Genomic DNA, 20,848 nt, shown 5'->3' with positions numbered 1-20,848 from the left:
GATTCTTACCTTCTTGGATCGCTCTCGTTACGATATCTCCCTCTAATAATGGGTCTCCTGCTGAAACATCCAATGAAAATGTTTGACCTGGATAGTTCTTTAATAATTTCTCCGTATCATATATTCCAATCGTTATATCATCATTGACTAACTGTTGAATATAAGGTCCAACCTGAATAAACGCTTCTAGTAATGGATGATTTTTTACATTTATTGAATCCACGCCTTTTTCCTCCTTCAAAAACATTTTAATTAACTTCTAGACCTTATATCGGTTATAAATATACGTTTTTGAAGACTACTACCTATTTCCGAAACTTTCAAAATTACTTTACTGTATTGTCAAAGTCTGAGAATGAATTTAGTTCATTAGGCTTGTACGATAATCAACTTAAAAAATAAGAGTTTGAGACTTTACAAAAGAGTTGCCTAACAGATGGATGGTGCTTAGAATAAACTCAAGAAATATACGGAGATTCCTGTGGGAGTAAGGCTCACCAGCCTCCCACGGAAAGCGGAGTATATTTCTAGAGCGGGTTTCAAAATCAATTCTTCAGTTTTACTCTTCCACACTTCCCTCTAATTCTAGTAAGGATGAAGGTTGTATTAGGAGGGTAAACTAAAAATCCCTATCAAGAATATTGACTCTCAAATCGGGATTCTAATTAAAAGTTACTAATTATATACATACAGTATTGCTTTTGTAAGAATTTGCACTCCATTTTCAAGTGCATTTTGATCAAATGTCATAGTTGGATGATGAAGCCCTGGGGTTAAAGCACATCCTAATCCAAGCATCGTTGCTTTCAATTTCGGGCGTTTAATTGTATAAAAGTGAAAATCATCCCCGCCAGGTGTTACTAATGGTTCAAGTAATTTGTCTTCTCCTAGATGTGAAGAAATTGCTTTTTGCATTATATGGATAGCCTCTTCATTAATTTCTGCTGCAGCAATCCCATGTACATCTGTTATTTTAATGTTAATATCATATAAATCTCGGACCGCATCAAAGATATTATGGACCTTTCTTTCTAGATGTTCCATTACTATATTGGATTGCGCTCGTAAGTCAAGACTAAATGAAGCGTTTCCTGGGATGATATTGGCGTTCTTTCCCCCAGACTGAAACTTCGTCATTTTTACAGAATGGGGAACACGTGGATCCAAGTGAATTTGACGGATCATGTTAACGATTTGAGCTCCGACTTCAATCGCGTTATGATTGAGATGTGGTCTAGCTCCATGGGCATCGTCACCTTGAATTTCCCCATGAAACATTCTTGTCGCACCATGCACAATAACTGGCGTTGCTGTCCCCATTTTCGCTTCTTGGTCTGGACGAAGATGTACACCGAATAAATAGTCTACATTGTCTACAACTCCTTTTTCCACCATTTTTAGTGCACCACTACCATTTTCTTCAGCTGGTTGGAAGATAAATTTGACTGCAATTTTATCCTTAATATTTGTAATTTCTTCTAATGACCACAGTACACCAAGAACCATTGCCATATGTGCATCATGACCACAAGAATGATTCGCTTGAAATCTCCCATTCACTTCTTGCCATAGTGCATCCATATCCGCTCGAATACCTACAACTGGAAGGCCTTTATTAAAATCGCCATATTCTCCAATTATTCCTGTACAATCAGGAAAGGTAGTCACGTTACATCCCGCTTTTTCTAAGTAATGCTTAATATAATTAGTCGTTTCTACCTCTTCCCAACTAATTTCTGCATGTTGATGTAAATAATGAAATGTATCTCTTACTCTTTGTTCAATACTATTTATCATTAATCTTCTCCGTCCTTTATATAGTACTTAAATGTCGGTGGTACTTTACCTCGATCTTGAACCTGGTCGATCAACTCAGATAAGATGGAATTCATAACTGACATCGTAGTTGGTCCTTTCTGTAACAGAACATTAGTATTCTCTGATGAGTATATCGAAATTACAAAATCAGCATATTCAGCTGCTGGTGATGCCCATGAATCAGTTATCACGATTACAGGAACTCCTATTTTTTTAGCTTCTTCGGCTAAACGTATGGTGTCTACTGCATATCGAAAGAAAGAAAAAATGATGATACAAGAATTTTTAGACATTAATTCGAGTACCCCTGCATCGCTTTCCGGTCTAAATAATGAAGCATTCCCTAAAATGTAATTCAAGTTAAACGAAAACCAATGTGCAAAACTAAATGAATGATAGTAACCTGCAACTACCACTTTCTCACTTTCTAATATTTTCTCTACAACATCGTTCAATACATCCACATCTATTATATTCTTCATCTGCTTTAAATTCTTAACATCTTCTTCGATAAAATGTTTAAAATTATTTTCTTTCGTTAATATGCTCTCCTTGTCCTTGATATTTTCTAGATTCATTAAATGATGTCTCACTTCTTTTTGCAGCTCAGAATATCCTCGATAACCTATATAATGACAAAATCGTATAACCATTGTTTCACTTACATCTATCATACTCCCTACTTTTTTAGCTGGATGTATGGCAAATACAATCGGTTCGGATAACAGATATCTCCCTACTTTCTTTAATCCTTTAGTCATTTCTGGGAGCTTCTCTTTCGTTCTTTCTACATATTCTCGATTCATAAACGTCACCTGTGTTAAAGTTTTTACATTATTTTATATTGATTTAAAGTATAAACTTTATTATAATTTATTTCAACTTTAAATATTTCGACTTTTTAAACAAAGAGGAGACAAAATATGACTAAACCAAAGAAAAAAAGAAAACTCATCTTACCTGATGCTTATGTGATATTATTTGTTATTCTCATCATCGCAGCATTACTGACGTACATTATTCCAGCTGGATCATTTGACCGTGAAACATCTGAGAATGGAATTGATGTAATTATTCCAGATAGTTATAGTCAAATAGAACAACAGCCTGCTTCGGTGATTGATATCTTTCGCTCTATTCAAGACGGCCTCATTGGTGGAGCTGGTTTAATATTTCTTGTATTAATCATAGGTGGAGCTTTTGCAGTTATTGAAAAAACAGGTGCTATCGACAACCTAATTATGAAAACAATTCGAGGAACACAAAATAGAGAATGGATGTTAATTATTATCGTAGCTAGTTTATTTTCTATATTTGGAGCACTTGGTATCATTGTCAATGCAGTAATTGCATTTATCCCAATTGGAATTATTTTAGCTAGAGCAATGAAGATGGACGCAATCGTAGGGGTATCTATTATTTACCTAGGTGCTTATTCTGGTTTCGCTATAGGTTTCCTTGATCCGATGACAACTGGGTTTGCACAACAAATCGCTCAACTTCCTCTATTTTCAGGTATCAGTTTTCGCTTAGTTATATATGTCACTGTTGTAAGTGCAACAATAGCTTATATTATCTGGTATGCAAATCGTGTTAAAAATAACCCAAACAAAAGCATTTTACGTGAAAATCGTTTTCCTAAATATGATGAACGGGACATCGAAGAAGTAGATGGAACATTAACAACTATTCACAAAATTGTATTGACAATACTTGTTCTTGGTATCGCAACATATGTCTATGGAGTATTCCAGTTAGAATGGTCCATTAATGAAATGGCAGGAGTATTTATTGCTATCGCCGTGTTAACTGCTATTATCTCGAAAATGGGCGCAAATCAAATGGTAGAGGAATTTATGCACGGTGCCAAAGGAGTTCTATATGGTGCATTAATCATTGGCATGGCTCGTTCCATTGTCGTAGTATTAGAAAATGGGTATGTACTTGATTCGATTGTAAATGGAATGGCAATTGTGATGGAACCTTTTTCAAGTGTGTTTGGAGCAATTGCTATGTTTATCGGTAATGGCCTGTTTAACCTTATTGTTTCATCTGGTAGTGGACAAGCAGCAATTGTGATGCCTATCTTGACTCCTCTTGCAGACTTGATGGACGTACCAAGACAAGTAGCCGTACAAGCCTACTCCATGGGAGATGGATTCACGAATATAATTACCCCATTATCCGGAGTGCTAATGGCTAATTTAGCTATCGCAGGCATCCCATGGACCAAGTGGATCAAATTTGCGATTCCATTAGTTATTATCTGGTATATCATTGGCATTATTTTCTTAAGCATCGGTGTTATGATAAATTGGGGACCGATGTAGTATTCACACCAAGATTATTTTTCTAAAATACGATATTCTTATATAGTAAAAACTTATCAGGATGAACCAGACTACACCCTTTTACTTCAATTTCCATAAATGAAGTATAAATATCGGACGATGAAGAATATGTAAATCAAATAAAGGAGTCAATAAAATGAAATTTCAAGAAATAACCATGCATAAAGTAAGTATGCGTATGAAAAACCCATTCACAACAAGTTTCGGTACAGAACAAGACCGTAGCTTTGTTATTATCGAAGCAATAGATGAACTTGGAAATATTGGCTGGGGAGAATGTGTCACCTCAGATTCACCATTATATATTGAGGAATTCACAGATGGAAGCTGGGTTATGTTAGAACAATTTCTCGTACCACTTGTTTTGAAACATGAGTGGGAACATCCAGATGAATTAGCTGATTTGTTTTCTCCTTTTAAACGAAATAACCTCGCAAAAGCTGTGATTGATGCAGCTGCTTGGGATATATATGCAAAACGACAAGGAATCTCATTAGCAGATGCTCTTGGTGGAACCAAAAAAGAAATTGAAGTTGGCGTCAGCCTTGGTATTGAAGATGATATGGAAAAACTACTTACGAATATAAAGGAAAAAGTAGATGAAGGATACAAACGAATTAAAGTAAAAATTAAACCAGGTAAAGATGTTGAGGTAGTAAAAGAAATTAGAGAACATTATCCTGCCATACCGCTAATGGTTGATGCAAACTCTGCCTATACATTAGATGATATAGATTTATTAAAACAACTGGACCCATATAACTTAATGATGATCGAACAACCATTAACTGCTGGAGACCTTATTGACCACGCGGAATTACAAAAACACTTAGAAACGCCAATATGTTTAGACGAGAGTATTCATTCTTATGATGATGCAAGAAAAGCAATACAACTTGGTAGTGGAAAAATCATTAATATGAAAGTTGGTCGTGTTGGTGGGCTATCTATCATGAAAAAAATCCATGACCTTTGTGAGGAAGCTGATATCCCGATGTGGTGTGGTGGAATGCTTGAATCTGGAATTGGACGAGCCCATAATATTGCAGTAACTTCGTTAGCAAACTTTACGTTACCAGGTGATACTGCCTCTTCTTCTCGTTACTGGCATGAAGATATTATCGAACCTGAAGTACTTGTGCATAACGGTATTCTACAAGTACCAAGTGAGCCTGGTATTGGATATAACGTAAGTCATGAAAAATTAGCAAAATATACAGTATATAAGAAAACATTCAACTTAAATTAACTAAAAGTTTTTTGCTCAAACCTATATTAGCAATGTAATATAACAAGCTTCATTATATATGTTTTATGTACATATTTTACTGAAGTACAAACTTGTGTTTACTTGTACATGATTCACATCCTTCCTTAGTATATTTTTATCGCCATTATTGTCCACACCTCTTTATCACAACAAGAATAATTTAATTATTACTAAAGTGATAAGAAAGTTTGGGGAAAAATGGCAAGAGAGAACAATGATAGGAAAAAAAATCAAAAATTGAATACACAGTTGTCCGGCCTTCTAGTAGAAATAATCATAACTATTATAATCTCTAATCCCTCCAGAACAATAGGCCCCACTGGAGCTACCGGACCTACGGGCGCAACAGGACCTACAGGGGCTTCGGGGCCGACCGGGGCGGATGGCGTTGACGGCGCTACCGGACCAACCGGCGCTACAGGACCGACCGGTGCGGATGGCGTTGACGGCGCTACCGGGCCAACCGGCGCTACAGGACCGACCGGTGCGGATGGCGTTGACGGCGCTACCGGGCCAACCGGCGCAACAGGACCGACGGGTGCCACAGGACCTACAGGCGCTACAGGTACTTTCTCTCCAGCTTATGGATATGTATTTAATACCGGAGCTCAATCCGTTGTTTCTGGAGGAGATATTACTTTTAGCGCAAATGGCCCTTTATCTGGTGGAGTTGCTCATGCCTCTGGAACTATAACTGTCACAGTTACAAATGGTGGTGACTATTTGATTTCATATGCAGTTAACGTACTAATTTCTGGAATAAACACTGCTTTAGCTTATGCAATAGTTCTAAATGGGGCAATCCAAGATACAACAAGGTACGGCCAAACCGGTGGTCAAAATAATACAACAAGGCTAGCTATAGGCTCAGCTATATTAACCATACCAAGTGGTTCTACATTGACACTTCGTAACATTGGGACTACACCTGACACGCTAGTTACAACATCCGATGGGGTAACTATTGTTAATGCATCATTGAATTTAACTAGACTAACTTCTTAGCACAACATAACTTTGCAACAAAGTGAAATTTATATTTGTTAGACACAAATGATATTTAATTGAAGGTTTGAAGACAGAGGGGGAATCTCACGCTCCCTCTTTTTTCAATTATATAAAGTAGTTTATTTTAAATAACACAAGTTTCACGAGTTGTAACTAACAAAATCTATTTGGTTCTAGGTTTTTACTTTTAAATCGCTACTATTCCTTGGTCCTAACTAGACTCACTGATATTCTTATATATGTTTCTTTTGATCCATATTACATAATCTAAAAAGACAGCCAAACATTTTTTCTTGATTAAGACATAGAATCATTGTATAGTTTAATTCACAGTAAATTCATATGAATTATACGCATTTATAAGGAGGGTAATTATTAATGGATAACTTGTTTATTTTAATCAATGTTGTAGTGTTACTGGCACTTATTGGATTACTAATTTATATGCAGAAGAAACATGTATCATTCTCCAAACGAGTCTTTACTGGTATGGGAATAGGGATTGTCTTAGGAGCAATTCTGCAAGCTATTTATGGAGAAGGTTCATCTATATTAACTGGGACACTTGATTGGTACAGTATTGTTGGGAGTGGTTATGTAAGATTTCTTATGGTAATTGTTGTACCACTTGTAATGATATCGATTATTCGTGCCATTATAAACTTAGATAAGACAAAAGAACTTGGAAAAATGGCTGGTTGGATAATCGGAATACTTATCTCTACAACATTAATTGCCGCATTAGTGGGTATTGGGTCGGCATTAGTATTTGATTTAAGTGCCGAACAAATTGAAGCTGGTCAAGCAGAAACAGATCGTGGACTTTCGATTGAACAAAGCTTTACTGAAATGGAAGGACAAACAACACCACAACGAATTCTAAACTTTATTCCTAGTAATATATTTTTAGATATGACTGGTGAGCGTCCGACTTCTGTTATCGCAGTAGTAATTTTTTCCGTCATTATCGGTATTGCCACTCTAGGTGTTCAACGAAAACAACCAAAACATGCAGCAATATTTACAAAAGGAATTAACGCCATATTTAGTGTCATTATGCGAATTGTAACTCTCGTTCTTCGCTTAACACCGTTTGGGGTACTTGCTTTAATGACAAATATGGTTGCAAGTACGAATTATCAAGGAATTATTCAATTAGGTAAGTTCGTTATTGCATCCTACGCCGCTTTACTCTTGATGTTCATTATTCATTTAGTACTTGTTGGCGTATTCGGACTTAATCCGATGACCTATTTGAAAAAAGTCATTCCAGTCCTTGGGTTCGCATTCACGTCACGATCAAGCGCTGGAACGATTCCATTAAATATTTCCGCGCAAAAGAATGCACTCGGCGTAGATGATGGAGCAGCGAATATTTCTGCATCATTTGGAGCTACAATGGGACAAAATGGTTGTGCGGGTATTTATCCGGCAATGTTAGCTGTTATGATTGCTCCAACAGTCGGTATTGATCCTTTATCCCTTGATTTCATTATTCAATTAGTGTTAATTACAGCTATCAGTTCATTTGGTGTAGCTGGTGTTGGCGGAGGAGCAACCTTTGCAGCAATTATTGTTCTATCCTCTATGGGATTACCAGTAGGTCTGGCAGGGTTATTGATCTCCATTGAAGCATTAATTGATATGGGCCGTACCGCTCTGAATGTAAATGGAAGCATGGTATCAGGAACATTAACTTCAAAAGTGATGCGAAACCTTAACCATGAAACGTATCAAGATAAGAAATCAGTCGTTGAAAACACAGGTATTTAATTGTAGCTTTAGTATAAGAGTCATTTAGAAAACAGCAGGTTGGCTCAAACCAACACTGCTGTTTTCTATTAATCAGCTTGCATTCCGCCGTCTACATTGTAAAGCGATCCATTTACAAAGGATGCATCATCAGAAGCTAAAAACTTCACAACTTGAGCGACTTCTTCTGGTGCTCCAAATCTTCCTGCTGGAATACCTTGTTTTAAAGCTTCCCCAGATTTTTCCGGCTCCCCAGGAGTAAGGTTATTCTGAATATCAGCGAGCATTTGCGTATCAATTGCAGCTGGTGCTACAGCATTTACTCGTATTCCATCTGGTGCTACCTCTAATGCAGCTGTTTTGGTAATACCAGCAACTGCATGTTTAGAAGCAATATATCCGACCATACCTGCTGACCCAATATAAGCAGCATTTGAAGCTGTATTTACAATACTTCCATACCCTTGCTTTTTCATTTGTTTAATCACATGTTTCAGACCTAAGAATACACCGGTTACATTAATCGACATTATCTTTTCAAATGTAGATTGATCCAATTCCGTAATTGTTGAAACCGGTCCATTAATCCCTGCATTATTAAAGAAAACATCAATTTTCCCAAAGCGATCTACTGTTTGTTTCACATAACTTTCTACGTCTTCTTCAATAGTCACATTGCCCGCAATTGTAAAAACACGATCGTCTTCTACATCAAGAGATTCCTTTGCCTTTAATAATGAATCTTCATTGATATCTACTAAAGCAACCTTTGCCCCATAATCTAATAGAAGTTTTGCAGTTGCTTGTCCTATTCCCCCAGCACCACCAGTAATAAGTACTACTTTTCCTTCCAAGATTATCCACTCCCTTTTAATAATGTACTTCTCTTTCGTAACTTGCTTTCTTTATCATTTTATGAAAACGTTTACAAAATTACAAGTGATTTGATTGATTATTTGCACTTATTTTACAATGATAAGTATTCTACTCAGTTACTTATATAAATACCTTTTTCCGTTACAAACGGTGCATAGCAATTATGAAATTAAAAAATAATCCCAAGCCACGCACCGAATAAACTCAAAATAACAGTTGTAATTATATAGAAGATAGCTTGTTTCCATTTCTTATGCTGCAACATTGAAACTACCTCTGTACCAAATGTAGAAAAGGTTGTAAATCCTCCACATATACCAATTCCAAGAAATGCCCACCAGCCTACACTTAAAAAGCCCGCTATATAATATTGCAAACATAGACCTAATATAAATGATCCAAATATATTAGTTATCCATGTTCCTAAAGGAAAAAAAGGATATTTATTCAACCATTGACTCAAACCATATCTTGCCGCAGCTCCAAGAGAACCTCCAATACCAACTATCCATATTGTCATGACATACCTTCTTCTTTTTTAGATGTTAATGCAATACGCGCACCAAAGTAGGCGAGTCCAACTCCTAATACTACACTCCCTAAAACGTATATAACTGCTAACATATATTCAGCTGACTGTAAAAGTAATATTGTTTCTACAGAAAAGGTAGAGAATGTGGTATAAGATCCAAGTAAACCCGTTCCAAATAGAAGTGACCATTCTTTTCGTACATAGTGCTTCCTTGCAAAAAATGTTAATAACCAACCAAGTGCAAAACATCCAATTAAATTAATGAAAAATGTCCCAATCGGAAAGCCACTGTTTGATGACATCCATTCCCCTAGCAAATAACGCAATATAGATCCAATAAAGCCCCCAAGCATAACGATAAGTACATTTTTCATATATTCACCTACTTATTAGAATATTCTTCTATAATAGATTACATTATAATCCATACTATACTATTTGATGAAACCTTTCTTATTTTTTATCATATAATTATTATTTAGAAGTGATAGCAATGAAATGACATTACAACAATTGAATTATTAAATGAAATCCCAGAAATTGAACGTCGTACAAACGGAGCAACAGTATTTGATAATCGAATAGGTAACTACTAATTAGAGAGGTTTGGAAAAGGAAAATTATTCTTAAAAAATATGGAAAGTCCATTTGTGTACATAAAAAAAGACGATACATATGTATTCTGAAACCATTACAATCAACAGGATATCTACCAACAATACGAGGAATTACGGAAAGTTTGGCAAAAACACTAGACCAGTTAAAAGGAGATTACTCATCCAAAAATGAATAATCTCCTTTTTCATTTACTTCAAGAAATCTTTTTCTAAATACGCTGGATTCGGATACTTATAAAATCCCTCTCCAGATTCAACACCAAGTTTCCCTTTATCTAAGTATTCTTCTTTTAAGAAATTGGCAATTGCTTTTGCATCTTCATCGTCATTTTCTCCTTTTGCTTTCGACAAGTTATATGGGGTACGAATGCCAACTACGTCTAATACAGCAAAGGGCCCACGCGGTGCTCCCATTGCAGCCATCCATGTTTTATCAATCGTCTCTGCATCTGCAATTCCATTTACAAGTAACCCTTGGGCAGCATCTAATAAAGGAACAAGTAGAGAATTTAATATATATCCAGGTTGTTCTTTATAAATTGGTAAAGCAATCATGCCAATTTGTTTTGCAAATTCTACTAAATCATCAAACACATCCATATCTGTTCGTTCATGCTTCATAATTTCAGCTGTATTGTTTTTCCAAATTTCATTTGCAAAGTGGAGCATTAAAAATTTCTCTGGTCTTCCTGTTGCATCTGCAAATTGGCTAGGAAGCATTGTCGAAGAATTGGAAGCAAATATAGTATGCTCAGGAGCAATTCTTGCTAATTTACCATAAAAATCCGTTTTTATATCCATCACTTCAGGAACTGCTTCAATGACAAGATCGGCATTGCCAGCAGCATGTTCAAGATTTGAATAAAAAGACATACTTTCATAAGCTCTATTAACCTGCTCATCCGTCGCTCCTACATCTTTTTTATAGCGTTCTTTTAACTTCTGAATTCGTTCTTTTGCTGTTTCTATAGCCTCATCGCTTATATCAAACACACTGACATTAAAACCTTTGTAAGCAACTTGAAATGCAATTTGGCTCCCAAGTACTCCACTACCAGCAATAGTTACATTTTTATAATCCATATTAATACCTTCTCTCTTTGAAATTGTTTTTTTAGAGCATAGATTATTCATGTCCCGATATTTATTGAAAACATCCTGTTTTTATTGAGTATACATCTATTGAAACTCACCTATAATTACATATTGAAAGTAAACTAAGTATACGTTAAAACTAACTTTTATCTTACCTCTTTTAGAAGTTCTTTTTCTTTTTGGGCACATAAACCGCTTTTTATGTGTATCTATTCTATTCTCTATTATAACCAATAAATTTTATTCGATAATACTAGTATACAAAATAAATAACGGTTATCGCCTAATGTGAATATAATAAAATAAAAAGATTAAACGAGGAATGGCTATGACAAATAACAACTTTAATTCATCCGGAGTTACAGAAGAGGATATCGCAATTGCAAGAAGTTTAAAGTTAGGGTTAATTGCAGGGCTACTCACCACAGTGGGAGACGCTATTGCGACGTACGCTGCAGGAGTTGCCATTGAAGAGTCTATACAAGCAAATATCGTTCAAAACACAAAAACAAAACAACAAGACGAACGGTTAAACAGAATTGAAAGAAATCTAGAATTGATTCAACAGCAATTGGCAGAGAGACGAGATGAATCCAAATAGTTATCTATTCAAATAAGAAAGCCGTAGCCTATTATTTAAGGTACGGCTTTCTTATTATCTAAAATTGAATAATAATACGAGAAGCGTCCCCTTTGGCTAGTTTATCAAAGCCTTCATTAATATCATCCAACTTTATAAATTCGGTCATTAATTGGTCTACTGGCAGTTTTTCTTGTTTAAATAATTCCATGAATCTTGGAATATCACGATCTGGCACACAGCTTCCAACATAGGAACCTTTTAATGTTTTTTCTTCTGCCGTTAATGTCACATAGGGAAACGAAAACTGATGTTGTGGATGCGGTAGTCCTGTGGTTACAGTTGTACCCCCACGTTTGGTTATACCATATGCAACTTCCATTGCAGGTACTGCTCCAGCTGTTTCAAATGCATAATTCACTCCACCATTTGTTGCTACCTTAATTTGTTCGATTACTGTCTCATCTTTCGAGTTAAAAACATCGGTAGCTCCTAATTTTTTCGCTTGTTTTAATTTATTTTCATTAATGTCGACAGCTATAACACGGGAAGCACCCGCAGTTACTGCCCCAAGCAATGCACTTAGTCCGATACCACCTAAACCAACAATTGCAACAGTACTGCCAAGCTTAATATTGGCTGTATTGACGACAGCACCTACTCCTGTAATTACTGCACAACCAAATAGCGCTAGCTTTTCAAAAGGAATATCCTTATCTACTTTTACTATGGAATTCCTAGATACAACCGCATATTCAGAAAAAGCAGAGACACCAATATGATGGTGGATGGTATCGTCCCCTTGACGTAATCTTCGTTCACCATTGAATAATGTTCCTTCATTATTCGCTTTCGCCCCAGGCTCACATAATGCCGGCCTACCTTCTTTACATGGGAGACAATGACCACAGCTCGGTACAAATACACATACAACGTGATCTCCTTCTTCTAAATCTTCGATACCTTCCCCTACTTCTTTTACCACTCCAGAAGCTTCATGACCTAACACCATCGGTAATGGTCTTGGTCTACTTCCATTAATAACGGATAGATCCGAATGACATAAGCTAGCTGCCTTTATTTCTAACAATACCTCTCCACGCTTTGGAGCATCTAACTCGACTGTTTCAATTCGAACTGGCTGACTTTCAGTGTATGGATGTTTTACTCCTGATTTACGTAGTACCGCTGCTTTTGTTTGCATAATATTATCCCTCCAGCAATTTTATCAATCTATTATTCATAAAACTCTTTTGTGGATGAAAGAAATTTAGGAAATTCCTCAGAATCACGCACGAATACCTTGTCGCATGTATTATTCACATTTAAGGAAGCGCTTTAATTTAATCATAGTAATTGATTGCATCTGTTGCAATGATTATATTCTACTTAACATAAAATTACAAAAATAACAGTAAAGTGTACTTCTTCTCTTCTCTTATTCCTATCACCATTATACGTGACTTGCTTTATACATCCATCTACCGAATAAATCCTGTCCATATAGAATAATATGATATAGATAACAATATTTACATTACAAAACTGTATTTTTTACAGATAATTACTCAACAAATTTAGTAGAAAGGACGGGATAGATTGGCTCATATTGTGGATATTGTTCAGTCACAAGTTATTGCCTCTGTGAAAAAGGAACAAGATATTCAATATGCGATTACTTCAAATGCGAATGTTATATTTTTATTGACAGGGAATCTTCTCTCTACAAAGCAATATATTGATAGATTAAAAGAAGCAAATAAATCGGCCTTTATTCATCTTGATTTTATTGATGGGTTAACCAATTCGAGAAATGCCATCCAATATATTGCTAGAGAATGGAAACCTCTTGGCATAGTCACTACAAAAAGTAATCTAATTAAATATGCAAAAGAAGAAAATTTAGCGACCATACAACGCATTTTTGTAATTGATAAAAATGCTTTATCAAAGGGAGTCGAAATCGCAAATTCTGTTCGTCCAGATGCCATTGAAATACTCCCCGGATTAATGCCAAAAATTATCGATCAAATTACAAAACAAACCCACCTACCAGTAATTGCAGGTGGATTGATTAGTGAAAAACAAGAAATTATGAATGGACTTGAAGCCGGTGCACTTGCTATTTCTTCCGGAGATCCTTCCCTTTGGAATTTAGATTTGTAGTTGCATCTATTAAATCTCGAATACTATCAACTATAAATTCAGGCTGGTATTGTGACTGGTTCACTATTTCTTTAGTTGTGATGCCCGTAAGTACTAATACCGTATGCATCCCACTTTCGATGCCCATCTTTATATCTGTTTCTATTCGGTCTCCTATCATAAAGCATTGCTCAGGTGGGAGACGCATCAACTCTTGTGTAATAAATTTCGCCGCTTGAACAGAAGGTTTTCCTAATATCAACTCAACTTTTTCGCCTGTTGCTCCTTCTAAAGCTCCAATCATTGCTCCGCAATCTGGAATTTCACCACTTGCGACTGGACATGTTCGGTCAGGATTTGTCGCGATGATTGTTGCTCCTTTTTTCCAAGCTTGAAACGCAAGGTTGAGCTTTTCATATGTGAACTCTCGATCCCAACCAATAATAACATACGATGTTTCTACTGGATTCCACGTACATCCTATTCCTATTTTTTCTATTTCTTCAATCAAAGGATTTTCACCTATGACCATAACATTTGCTTGTTGTGCAATATTCTTCTCTAAATATCGAGCGACTAGGTAATTAGAGTTTACGACTTGATTATCTTGTACTTCGATACCTAACGCCCTTAGTTTTTGTACATAAGTGGCAATACTTTCGATTGATTTGTTCGTAAAGTAAATAATCTTGTCGCCACGTTGAATGAGTTTTTGTACGGTATCCAAAGCCCCAGGAATTAATTGATTATCAATATAAATCGTACCATCTAAGTCAAATATGAATCCCCTTTGCAATAATATTCCTCCCCATGATGAAATACACTATTTACTTGAAGATGAAATTTTATTGGCAATCATTTGCAGTGTTACTACCATTAATACTAAAATAATCGACATTGCCGCGGCAGAATAATACTCCGCGCGCAGTACATTTTGAAAAATAGCCAAACTCATCGGTGCCCACTCAGCAGGCGCCATTAATATCGATATACTTGTTTCTTTAATCACCGTTACAAACACTAAGATAGACCCAGCTGCAATTCCCGGTAACATTAACGGTCCAAGAATCGTTATGGCAGAAGTAAATGTAGAAGCACCTAAATTCACTGCAGCTTCTTCAATGTCTTTTTTTATTGATTTCATTGTTCCAACAGTTGATCGCACCATATATGGCAGCCTTCTTATCGCATAAGCTACAATCAGAATGAATGCTGTTCCTGTTAATTGTAATGGTGCAACATTAAATGTTTGGATTAATGCCACCCCAAATGCAATCCCGGGAACAATAAGCGGAATCGTCGTCATAAAATCCAATGAAGTAGACTTCTGCCTAACGACGAAATACGATACAAATACAGCAACTACCACACTAATGATTAAAGCGCCAAATGCTAAAATTAAACTGTTTTGTATATTCCCTAATGATGAGGAAAAAATTGTTTTGTAATGATCGAGTGTATACCCTGTTGGTAATGGGTCTTTACCCCATGTTGTCGCAATTGACTGGAGAAATACCGTAAGCATTGCAAGCAAAGGAACAAATACAACAAATCCAGAAAAAATGGATAACGGAATCGTAACTTTTTTATTTTTGTTTAATTTAATTTGCTTTGGTTTTCCAGAAACCGTATCGTAATTTCTTCCTTTTAAAAAGAAATTTTGTAACCAGTATACAATGGCAGCAATTGCAATCATAATTACCGTTAAGATAGCAGCTCCACCCCAATTAAAGAATCCAGCAATTTCTCGATATGCATCCACAACAATTAAATTTAAATCCGTTGGAGCTAAAATGATTGGTGTTCCAAAATCGGAAAAACTGACCGCAAAAATAACCATTAACGTCGATAGCATTCCTGGAATCACTAAAGGAAATGTCACCGTCTGAAAAGTCAACCAGCCCTTTGCCCCCATATTTCTGGAAGCTTCTTCTAAGGAAGCATCACTAATTTTAAACGCGGCAACCATTGGCCACAGTGCATATGGAAAGAAGAAAAAGATCTGTACAATAGCAATGCCTGTCATCGAATACGGATCAATAAATAATCCTTCACCGCCAAGTGCTTGATAAATATATGTGACCCACCCGGAACGTCCAAACATAATAATAAATGCATACGCCGAAATAAATGTTGGTACAACGAGTGGTATCGTACATAATGCACTTATCGTTTTCTTCCATGGCATATTTGTCCGTGCAATCCCATATGCGATTGGAACACAAAGTAAAATGACCGCAACCGAAACGATAAAAGACAAGAGAATGCTATTTTTCAGGCCAGCAAAATAATGCCCATTTGAAAAAATCGCCTTAAAATTTTCCAACGTTCCGTTTTGAAATTGTTCCAACGTAGTGCGCAAAGTTTCTGTATTTATAAACGAACCAAATAAGTTGATTGGGTCATTTGTAAAACTAACCAAAAATACTGCAAGTAATGGTAGTATTAAAAACAAAAGAAAAAATGCGTAGATGAACCATTTGATAGCTGTCATGCTTGAGAATTTCCGGAGTTTTTTCATATTAATAACACCCTCTCAGGTAAAACTCCAAGTTGCACTGCTGTACCATTTTTCAAAATACTATCTCCAGATTCATATGTGGTATCAATAATAAGTAACTGCCCTCCCACCTTGACCTCATAACGGACAACGGATCCTAAATAGGTCGCAATTTGGATGGTTCCTTCAAATTGATTATCATATACATGCTGATCATTATTTTTAATGATAATTATATTTTCTGGCCGAATAATCACTTGCACTTCCTTTTCGTCAGTCTCTTGAGCTGATTGAACTGTTTGGTCACCAATTTGAATCGTTGTCCTACCAGATTCTGAAGAGATAACTTGACCAATAATAATATTTGAAGTACCTACAAAGTCAGCGATAAACGATGTTTTCGGATGACTATATAAATCCGTTGGTGTTCCAACTTGTAAAATTTCTCCATCTTTCATCACCGCTATACGATCAGCCATGCTCATTGCTTCCTCTTGATCGTGGGTTACAAAGATAGTCGTAATTTTTAAATCTTGTTGGATCCGTCGAATCGTATTCCGCATTGTATGCCGAAGTTTTAAATCTAGATTTGATAATGGTTCATCCATTAACAACACTTCTGGTTCCATGATTAATGCTCTTGCCAGGGCTACCCGTTGTTGCTGTCCACCAGATAGTTCCCCAGTTAATTTATGGGCGTGATCTTGCAACTCCACATATTCTAAAATTCCCATTACTTTTTCTTCAATTGGTTTTGAATACTTCACAATCCTACTATTAAGCATTCGCGTATAAACCGCTATTTTTTTAAATGGATTACCTTTCCGTAACTCTTTAATATTTAAACTATAGGCAACATTATCGAATACATTCATATGTGGAAATAATGCATAACTCTGGAATACCATGCCGCAATTTCGTTGATTTGGAGCAAAGCGATTTACTTCTTGATTGCCAATTTTAATTGATCCGCTTGTTGGATTTTCAAAACCAGCAATACAGCGCATTGTCGTCGTTTTTCCACAACCGGATGGACCTAAGAGAGCGAAAAACTCACCCTCTTTAATATCCAAATTTATATTTTTAAGTACCGTTACTTTACCAAAATCCTTTCGCACATTCTCTAGAAAAACTGCCCCCATGATTGATCATCCTTTACTTAATTTTGCTATTCCATTCATTTCGTATTCGATCATAATTTTCATTCACCCAGTCGATATCAAGTTCTACCGCATGATTACTAATATTATCAACGGACAAAGGTGTCTTCGATTCTATGTCTGGATTAATCGGAATATGATACCAGTCCGCAAGAATTTGCTGTGCATCCTCACTCAGCATAAACTCCATAAATTTCTGCCCGCCTTCAGGATTTGGTCCATCTTTTACTAGTGTCATTGGATTAGACAGTATTGGCGTTTTATCTGGAACAATAAAGTCAACAGTCTCTCCATTCGCTTGGTGTTCATATGCCATAAAATCAAACCCAACCGCAACATGCGCTTCTCCCATCGCTACAGCTTTTGTAGGCGCAGAACCAGAATCCGGAATTGAATTTGCTTGATCCTTTAGTTTTTGAAAATATTCCCATCCCTCTTCTTCACCGTATTGCATCATATAACTAAGTACCATAAGAGTTGATGTACCAGATGCTGCTGGATTCGGAAATTGAATCTTTCCTTCCCACTTCGGATCCAACAAATCTTCCCAAGTCTTTGGTGCTTCTTCTTCAGAAACCAGATCTGTATTATAAGAGAATCCAAGTACGAATAACTCTACCCCAGTATAATACCCATCCTGATGTTTCATTTTGATACCGTTTTCAATTACTTCCCAGTCTTCAGCACTTTCCGGAATATAGGAAGTAATAATTTCCTTATCAACTGCGGATTCAAACGGAAGAATCCCTCCTCCGCCATACCAGACGTCTGCTTGTGGATTACCTTTTTCAGCCATCATTTGATTAACCAATACATTGGTCCCTGCATAATGAACATTTACCTTATCATCGTGAATTTCTTCATATTTCTGTGCAAGTTGCTTCGTCAAATCAGGTGTCTCCGGTGAATACAACGTGATACTATCGCCTCCACCATTATCACCATCGCCACTATCTCCCCCATCTGCACAAGCTGTAAGCAGAAACAATGGTAACCCTAACACCAAACAAAAAACTAAAATCTTTTTCATATAAGACAACCCCCTCTTGCTATATTTATATCTCATAAAAAAAGAGAAAAGACCAAATAATCCCTAAAACATAGGGTAAAATTTAATCTTCTCTCGTCATCTCTTGAGATATATGAAGTTATACACATCATAGCAAGCGTCTAGGCATTTGTGAATAGCGAAAGATAGGAAGTTTTGCAGAAAATTGAAGTGTTGATTTATACTTTTTCAAGAAAACAATACCCATATATCAAACACAGATCGCACTATTTGATTTCCATTGCAGACGGACACTTTCCACGGGCCCAGCATCAGCTAACTTAGAAAATAAGTACACTTTTCCAAGTGGATCTTCTGCTCGTGCTTTCCCGTTGGAGTCGCCGTCTTTCTCACTCAAAGCCTTGTTATGCTTCTCAAACAATATAATATTAACTCAAAGCGTCTACGATATTGAATAAATTCGTAGACGTTTTTTTATGTTTTTCTGTATACAATAATTTTTCATCCTTTTAAGTCGATGGATTGACCTAAATGAGGATGCATTGGTTGATCAAGCATTTTTAATAGATTGGAACCTTGTTGTTCCGATTGGTTCATTACCTTATTCATCAGTCCAAAAGATACTTGCTGTTGTACATTCGCTTGACTCATTGCGATAGATAGCCCTGCTATATCCATCAATTGTCACCTCGTCTGTTCAATATTTCTACTTAAAAGAAAAGACCCTACTAGAAAAGTAGAGTCTTTATAACAAGATTATATTATTGAAGTAATTGTAATACACCTTGTGGTTGTTGGTTAGCTTGAGCAAGCATTGATTGAGCAGCTTGAGAAAGAATGTTATTCTTCGTGAATTCCATCATTTCTTTAGCCATATCAACGTCACGGATACGAGATTCTGCAGCAGTTAAGTTCTCAGCAGAAGTTCCTAAGTTGTTGATAGTGTGCTCTAAACGGTTTTGTACTGCACCAAGGTTAGAACGTTGAGCAGAAACTGTTTGAATAGCTGCATCTAGTGTAGTGATTGCTGCATCTGCTTCGTCACGATTTGAAATGTTAATTCCTACACTGCCAGTAGTATCTGCTTCAAATGCGGCATCTGCTGCAAGTACTAAGTTTCCAGCTCCATCATAATAACCAGCTGCTTGTACATCATCTTCAGTTGCAGGAGTGCCGCTTAAATCATCCCCAACTTTTATTGCATCTTCAAAAGTTGCTGTTGATCCATCAGAGAACTCAATCTCTGTATCACTTGTTGCAGTATAAGTATCTCCAACTTTTAGTGCTGAAGCCGACATTTCACCTACAGAAATGCTAATGTTTTGTCCTGAGTTAGCTCCAATTTGGAATGTAGCTGAGAAATCACCATCTAATAAAGTCTGAGTATTAAATTCAGTATCAGATGAAATACGAGTAATTTCTTCTGCTAATTGATCTACTTCTTTTTGAAGTTCTGCACGGTCTGCTTCAGTATTAGTGTCACTTGAACTTTGAACAGCTAGTTCACGCATACGTTGAAGGATAGAATGAGTTTCATTTAATGCACCTTCAGCAGTTTGAATTAAAGAAATACCATCTTGTGCGTTTTTAGTAGCCATTTCTAGACCACGAATTTGTCCACGCATTTTTTCAGAGATTGCTAGACCTGCAGCGTCATCTCCAGCTTTGTTGATTTGAAGACCTGAAGAAAGTTTTTCTAAAGATCCTTGAACTCCGTTTTGATTTGCTCCTAATTGGCGATGCGCATTAAGAGCAGAAATGTTGTGATTGATAATCATAATTTTCTACCTCCATGTAGTTGTTTTTTCAGGTCACATCCTTGTGTCCTGATAATCTATATTAACCATTTAGGTCAATATCAAAGTAAACCGAAACTAATTGCGACTTGCTTGAGCTTCCCCCTCAAACACATGTCTTTCTTTAACGTTAAGGCCCTAACCAATCATCTCTTTGATGATCTATTTACTATATCGGATAAACTGATAAAAGGTTTAATAGTTTTTATAAAAATTTTTTTTCTTATGTATTTGAATTCTTTAACTAACATGTTGCCATTAAATAGTAAAACGATTTAGTACTTCGTTCCCTTCACAACTGAATCACTATTCATGTATAATGATTTAAATTCAAGATTC

At 36.3% G+C, this 20,848-nt stretch carries 20 protein-coding genes; 6 read left to right on the top strand and 14 right to left on the bottom strand.

The window, feature by feature from the left end; all coding sequences use genetic code 11:
• Window positions 1–675: 675 nt before the first annotated feature.
• Together AQ616_RS08140 and AQ616_RS08135 are read right to left on the bottom strand one after the other, a co-directional pair.
• Window positions 676–1,797 carry a M20 peptidase aminoacylase family protein gene (locus AQ616_RS08140; protein WP_069685504.1) on the bottom strand — a complete coding sequence of 374 codons (1,122 nt, stop codon included), beginning with the start codon at window positions 1,795–1,797 and terminating at the stop codon, window positions 676–678.
• A complete protein-coding gene (locus AQ616_RS08135; protein WP_069685503.1) occupies window positions 1,797–2,624 on the bottom strand; it encodes a MurR/RpiR family transcriptional regulator in 828 nt (275 codons plus the stop codon). Before AQ616_RS08135 ends, AQ616_RS08140 begins: the two co-directional genes overlap by 1 nt.
• A 117-nt stretch (window positions 2,625–2,741) precedes the next feature.
• Between AQ616_RS08135 and AQ616_RS08130 the strand changes: the two genes are divergently transcribed.
• The 4 genes from AQ616_RS08130 (at window position 2,742) to AQ616_RS08115 (ending at window position 8,220) form a co-directional block, all read left to right on the top strand.
• Window positions 2,742–4,148 (top strand): YfcC family protein, encoded by a 1,407-nt coding sequence (locus AQ616_RS08130; RefSeq protein WP_017797889.1) that lies wholly within the window; start codon window positions 2,742–2,744, stop codon window positions 4,146–4,148.
• Window positions 4,149–4,305: 157 nt separating this feature from the next.
• Window positions 4,306–5,418: an o-succinylbenzoate synthase gene (menC, locus tag AQ616_RS08125; RefSeq protein WP_069685502.1), complete on the top strand. Its 1,113-nt coding sequence runs from the start codon at window positions 4,306–4,308 to the stop codon at window positions 5,416–5,418.
• A 219-nt stretch (window positions 5,419–5,637) separates the two neighbouring features.
• Window positions 5,638–6,444, top strand: a complete 807-nt coding sequence (locus AQ616_RS20060; RefSeq protein WP_084822451.1) for a collagen-like domain-containing protein — start codon at window positions 5,638–5,640, stop codon at window positions 6,442–6,444.
• 381 nt (window positions 6,445–6,825) lie between these two features.
• Complete coding sequence (locus AQ616_RS08115) at window positions 6,826–8,220, top strand: L-cystine transporter (RefSeq protein WP_069685501.1); 1,395 nt, start codon at window positions 6,826–6,828, stop codon at window positions 8,218–8,220.
• A 68-nt stretch (window positions 8,221–8,288) separates the two neighbouring features.
• Here AQ616_RS08115 and AQ616_RS08110 read toward each other — a convergent pair whose 3' ends face one another.
• The 4 genes from AQ616_RS08110 to AQ616_RS08095 form a co-directional block, all read right to left on the bottom strand.
• The gene (locus AQ616_RS08110) at window positions 8,289–9,053 is read right to left on the bottom strand and encodes an SDR family NAD(P)-dependent oxidoreductase (protein WP_069685500.1); all 765 of its coding nucleotides are present in this window, start codon (window positions 9,051–9,053) and stop codon (window positions 8,289–8,291) included.
• A gap of 191 nt (window positions 9,054–9,244) precedes the next feature.
• On the bottom strand, window positions 9,245–9,595 hold the full coding sequence (gene crcB, locus AQ616_RS08105; RefSeq protein ID WP_017797896.1) for a fluoride efflux transporter CrcB: 351 nt from the start codon (window positions 9,593–9,595) through the stop codon (window positions 9,245–9,247).
• Window positions 9,592–9,981, bottom strand: coding sequence for a fluoride efflux transporter CrcB (gene crcB, locus AQ616_RS08100; protein WP_069685499.1), 390 nt, complete (start codon window positions 9,979–9,981; stop codon window positions 9,592–9,594). Before crcB (AQ616_RS08100) ends, crcB (AQ616_RS08105) begins: the two co-directional genes overlap by 4 nt.
• Before the next feature lie 432 nt (window positions 9,982–10,413).
• Entirely contained in the window at window positions 10,414–11,307 is an 894-nt protein-coding gene (locus tag AQ616_RS08095) for a 3-hydroxyacyl-CoA dehydrogenase (protein ID WP_069685498.1), read from the bottom strand.
• Between the two features lie 340 nt (window positions 11,308–11,647).
• Between AQ616_RS08095 and AQ616_RS08090 the strand changes: the two genes are divergently transcribed.
• Window positions 11,648–11,920, top strand: coding sequence for a hypothetical protein (locus AQ616_RS08090; protein WP_069685497.1), 273 nt, complete (start codon window positions 11,648–11,650; stop codon window positions 11,918–11,920).
• A gap of 58 nt (window positions 11,921–11,978) precedes the next feature.
• Here AQ616_RS08090 and AQ616_RS08085 read toward each other — a convergent pair whose 3' ends face one another.
• Window positions 11,979–13,103 (bottom strand): zinc-dependent alcohol dehydrogenase family protein, encoded by a 1,125-nt coding sequence (locus AQ616_RS08085; protein WP_069685496.1) that lies wholly within the window; start codon window positions 13,101–13,103, stop codon window positions 11,979–11,981.
• Between the two features lie 395 nt (window positions 13,104–13,498).
• Between AQ616_RS08085 and AQ616_RS08080 the strand changes: the two genes are divergently transcribed.
• Entirely contained in the window at window positions 13,499–14,065 is a 567-nt protein-coding gene (locus AQ616_RS08080) for a glycerol-3-phosphate responsive antiterminator (protein WP_069685495.1), read from the top strand.
• Here AQ616_RS08080 and AQ616_RS08075 read toward each other — a convergent pair.
• The 7 genes from AQ616_RS08075 to AQ616_RS08050 all read right to left on the bottom strand — a co-directional run bounded on the left by AQ616_RS08075 (window position 14,022) and on the right by AQ616_RS08050 (window position 20,491).
• Complete coding sequence (locus tag AQ616_RS08075) at window positions 14,022–14,840, bottom strand: HAD-IIA family hydrolase (RefSeq protein WP_069685494.1); 819 nt, start codon at window positions 14,838–14,840, stop codon at window positions 14,022–14,024. The genes AQ616_RS08080 and AQ616_RS08075 overlap by 44 nt on opposite strands.
• Window positions 14,841–14,867: 27 nt before the next feature.
• Window positions 14,868–16,565 carry an ABC transporter permease gene (locus tag AQ616_RS08070; protein WP_069685493.1) on the bottom strand — a complete coding sequence of 566 codons (1,698 nt, stop codon included), beginning with the start codon at window positions 16,563–16,565 and terminating at the stop codon, window positions 14,868–14,870.
• Window positions 16,562–17,686 (bottom strand): ABC transporter ATP-binding protein, encoded by a 1,125-nt coding sequence (locus AQ616_RS08065; RefSeq protein ID WP_017797904.1) that lies wholly within the window; start codon window positions 17,684–17,686, stop codon window positions 16,562–16,564. The genes AQ616_RS08070 and AQ616_RS08065 overlap by 4 nt, the downstream gene beginning before the upstream one ends.
• A 13-nt stretch (window positions 17,687–17,699) precedes the next feature.
• Window positions 17,700–18,734 (bottom strand): ABC transporter substrate-binding protein, encoded by a 1,035-nt coding sequence (locus AQ616_RS08060; RefSeq protein ID WP_069685492.1) that lies wholly within the window; start codon window positions 18,732–18,734, stop codon window positions 17,700–17,702.
• A gap of 229 nt (window positions 18,735–18,963) precedes the next feature.
• The gene (locus AQ616_RS19595) at window positions 18,964–19,110 is read right to left on the bottom strand and encodes a hypothetical protein (RefSeq protein WP_168156635.1); all 147 of its coding nucleotides are present in this window, start codon (window positions 19,108–19,110) and stop codon (window positions 18,964–18,966) included.
• Window positions 19,111–19,214: 104 nt separating this feature from the next.
• Window positions 19,215–19,391 (bottom strand): YjfB family protein, encoded by a 177-nt coding sequence (locus tag AQ616_RS08055; protein ID WP_069685491.1) that lies wholly within the window; start codon window positions 19,389–19,391, stop codon window positions 19,215–19,217.
• Between the two features lie 83 nt (window positions 19,392–19,474).
• Window positions 19,475–20,491: a flagellin N-terminal helical domain-containing protein gene (locus AQ616_RS08050; RefSeq protein ID WP_069685490.1), complete on the bottom strand. Its 1,017-nt coding sequence runs from the start codon at window positions 20,489–20,491 to the stop codon at window positions 19,475–19,477.
• Between the last annotated feature and the right edge of the window lie 357 nt (window positions 20,492–20,848).

The organism is Oceanobacillus sp. E9 (assembly GCF_001741975.1).
In the GTDB taxonomy this organism is placed as follows: domain Bacteria; phylum Bacillota; class Bacilli; order Bacillales; family Amphibacillaceae; genus Oceanobacillus; species Oceanobacillus kimchii.
The sequence above is the reverse complement of the archived record's forward strand: the minus strand, read 5'-3'. Positions and strand labels throughout refer to the sequence as shown.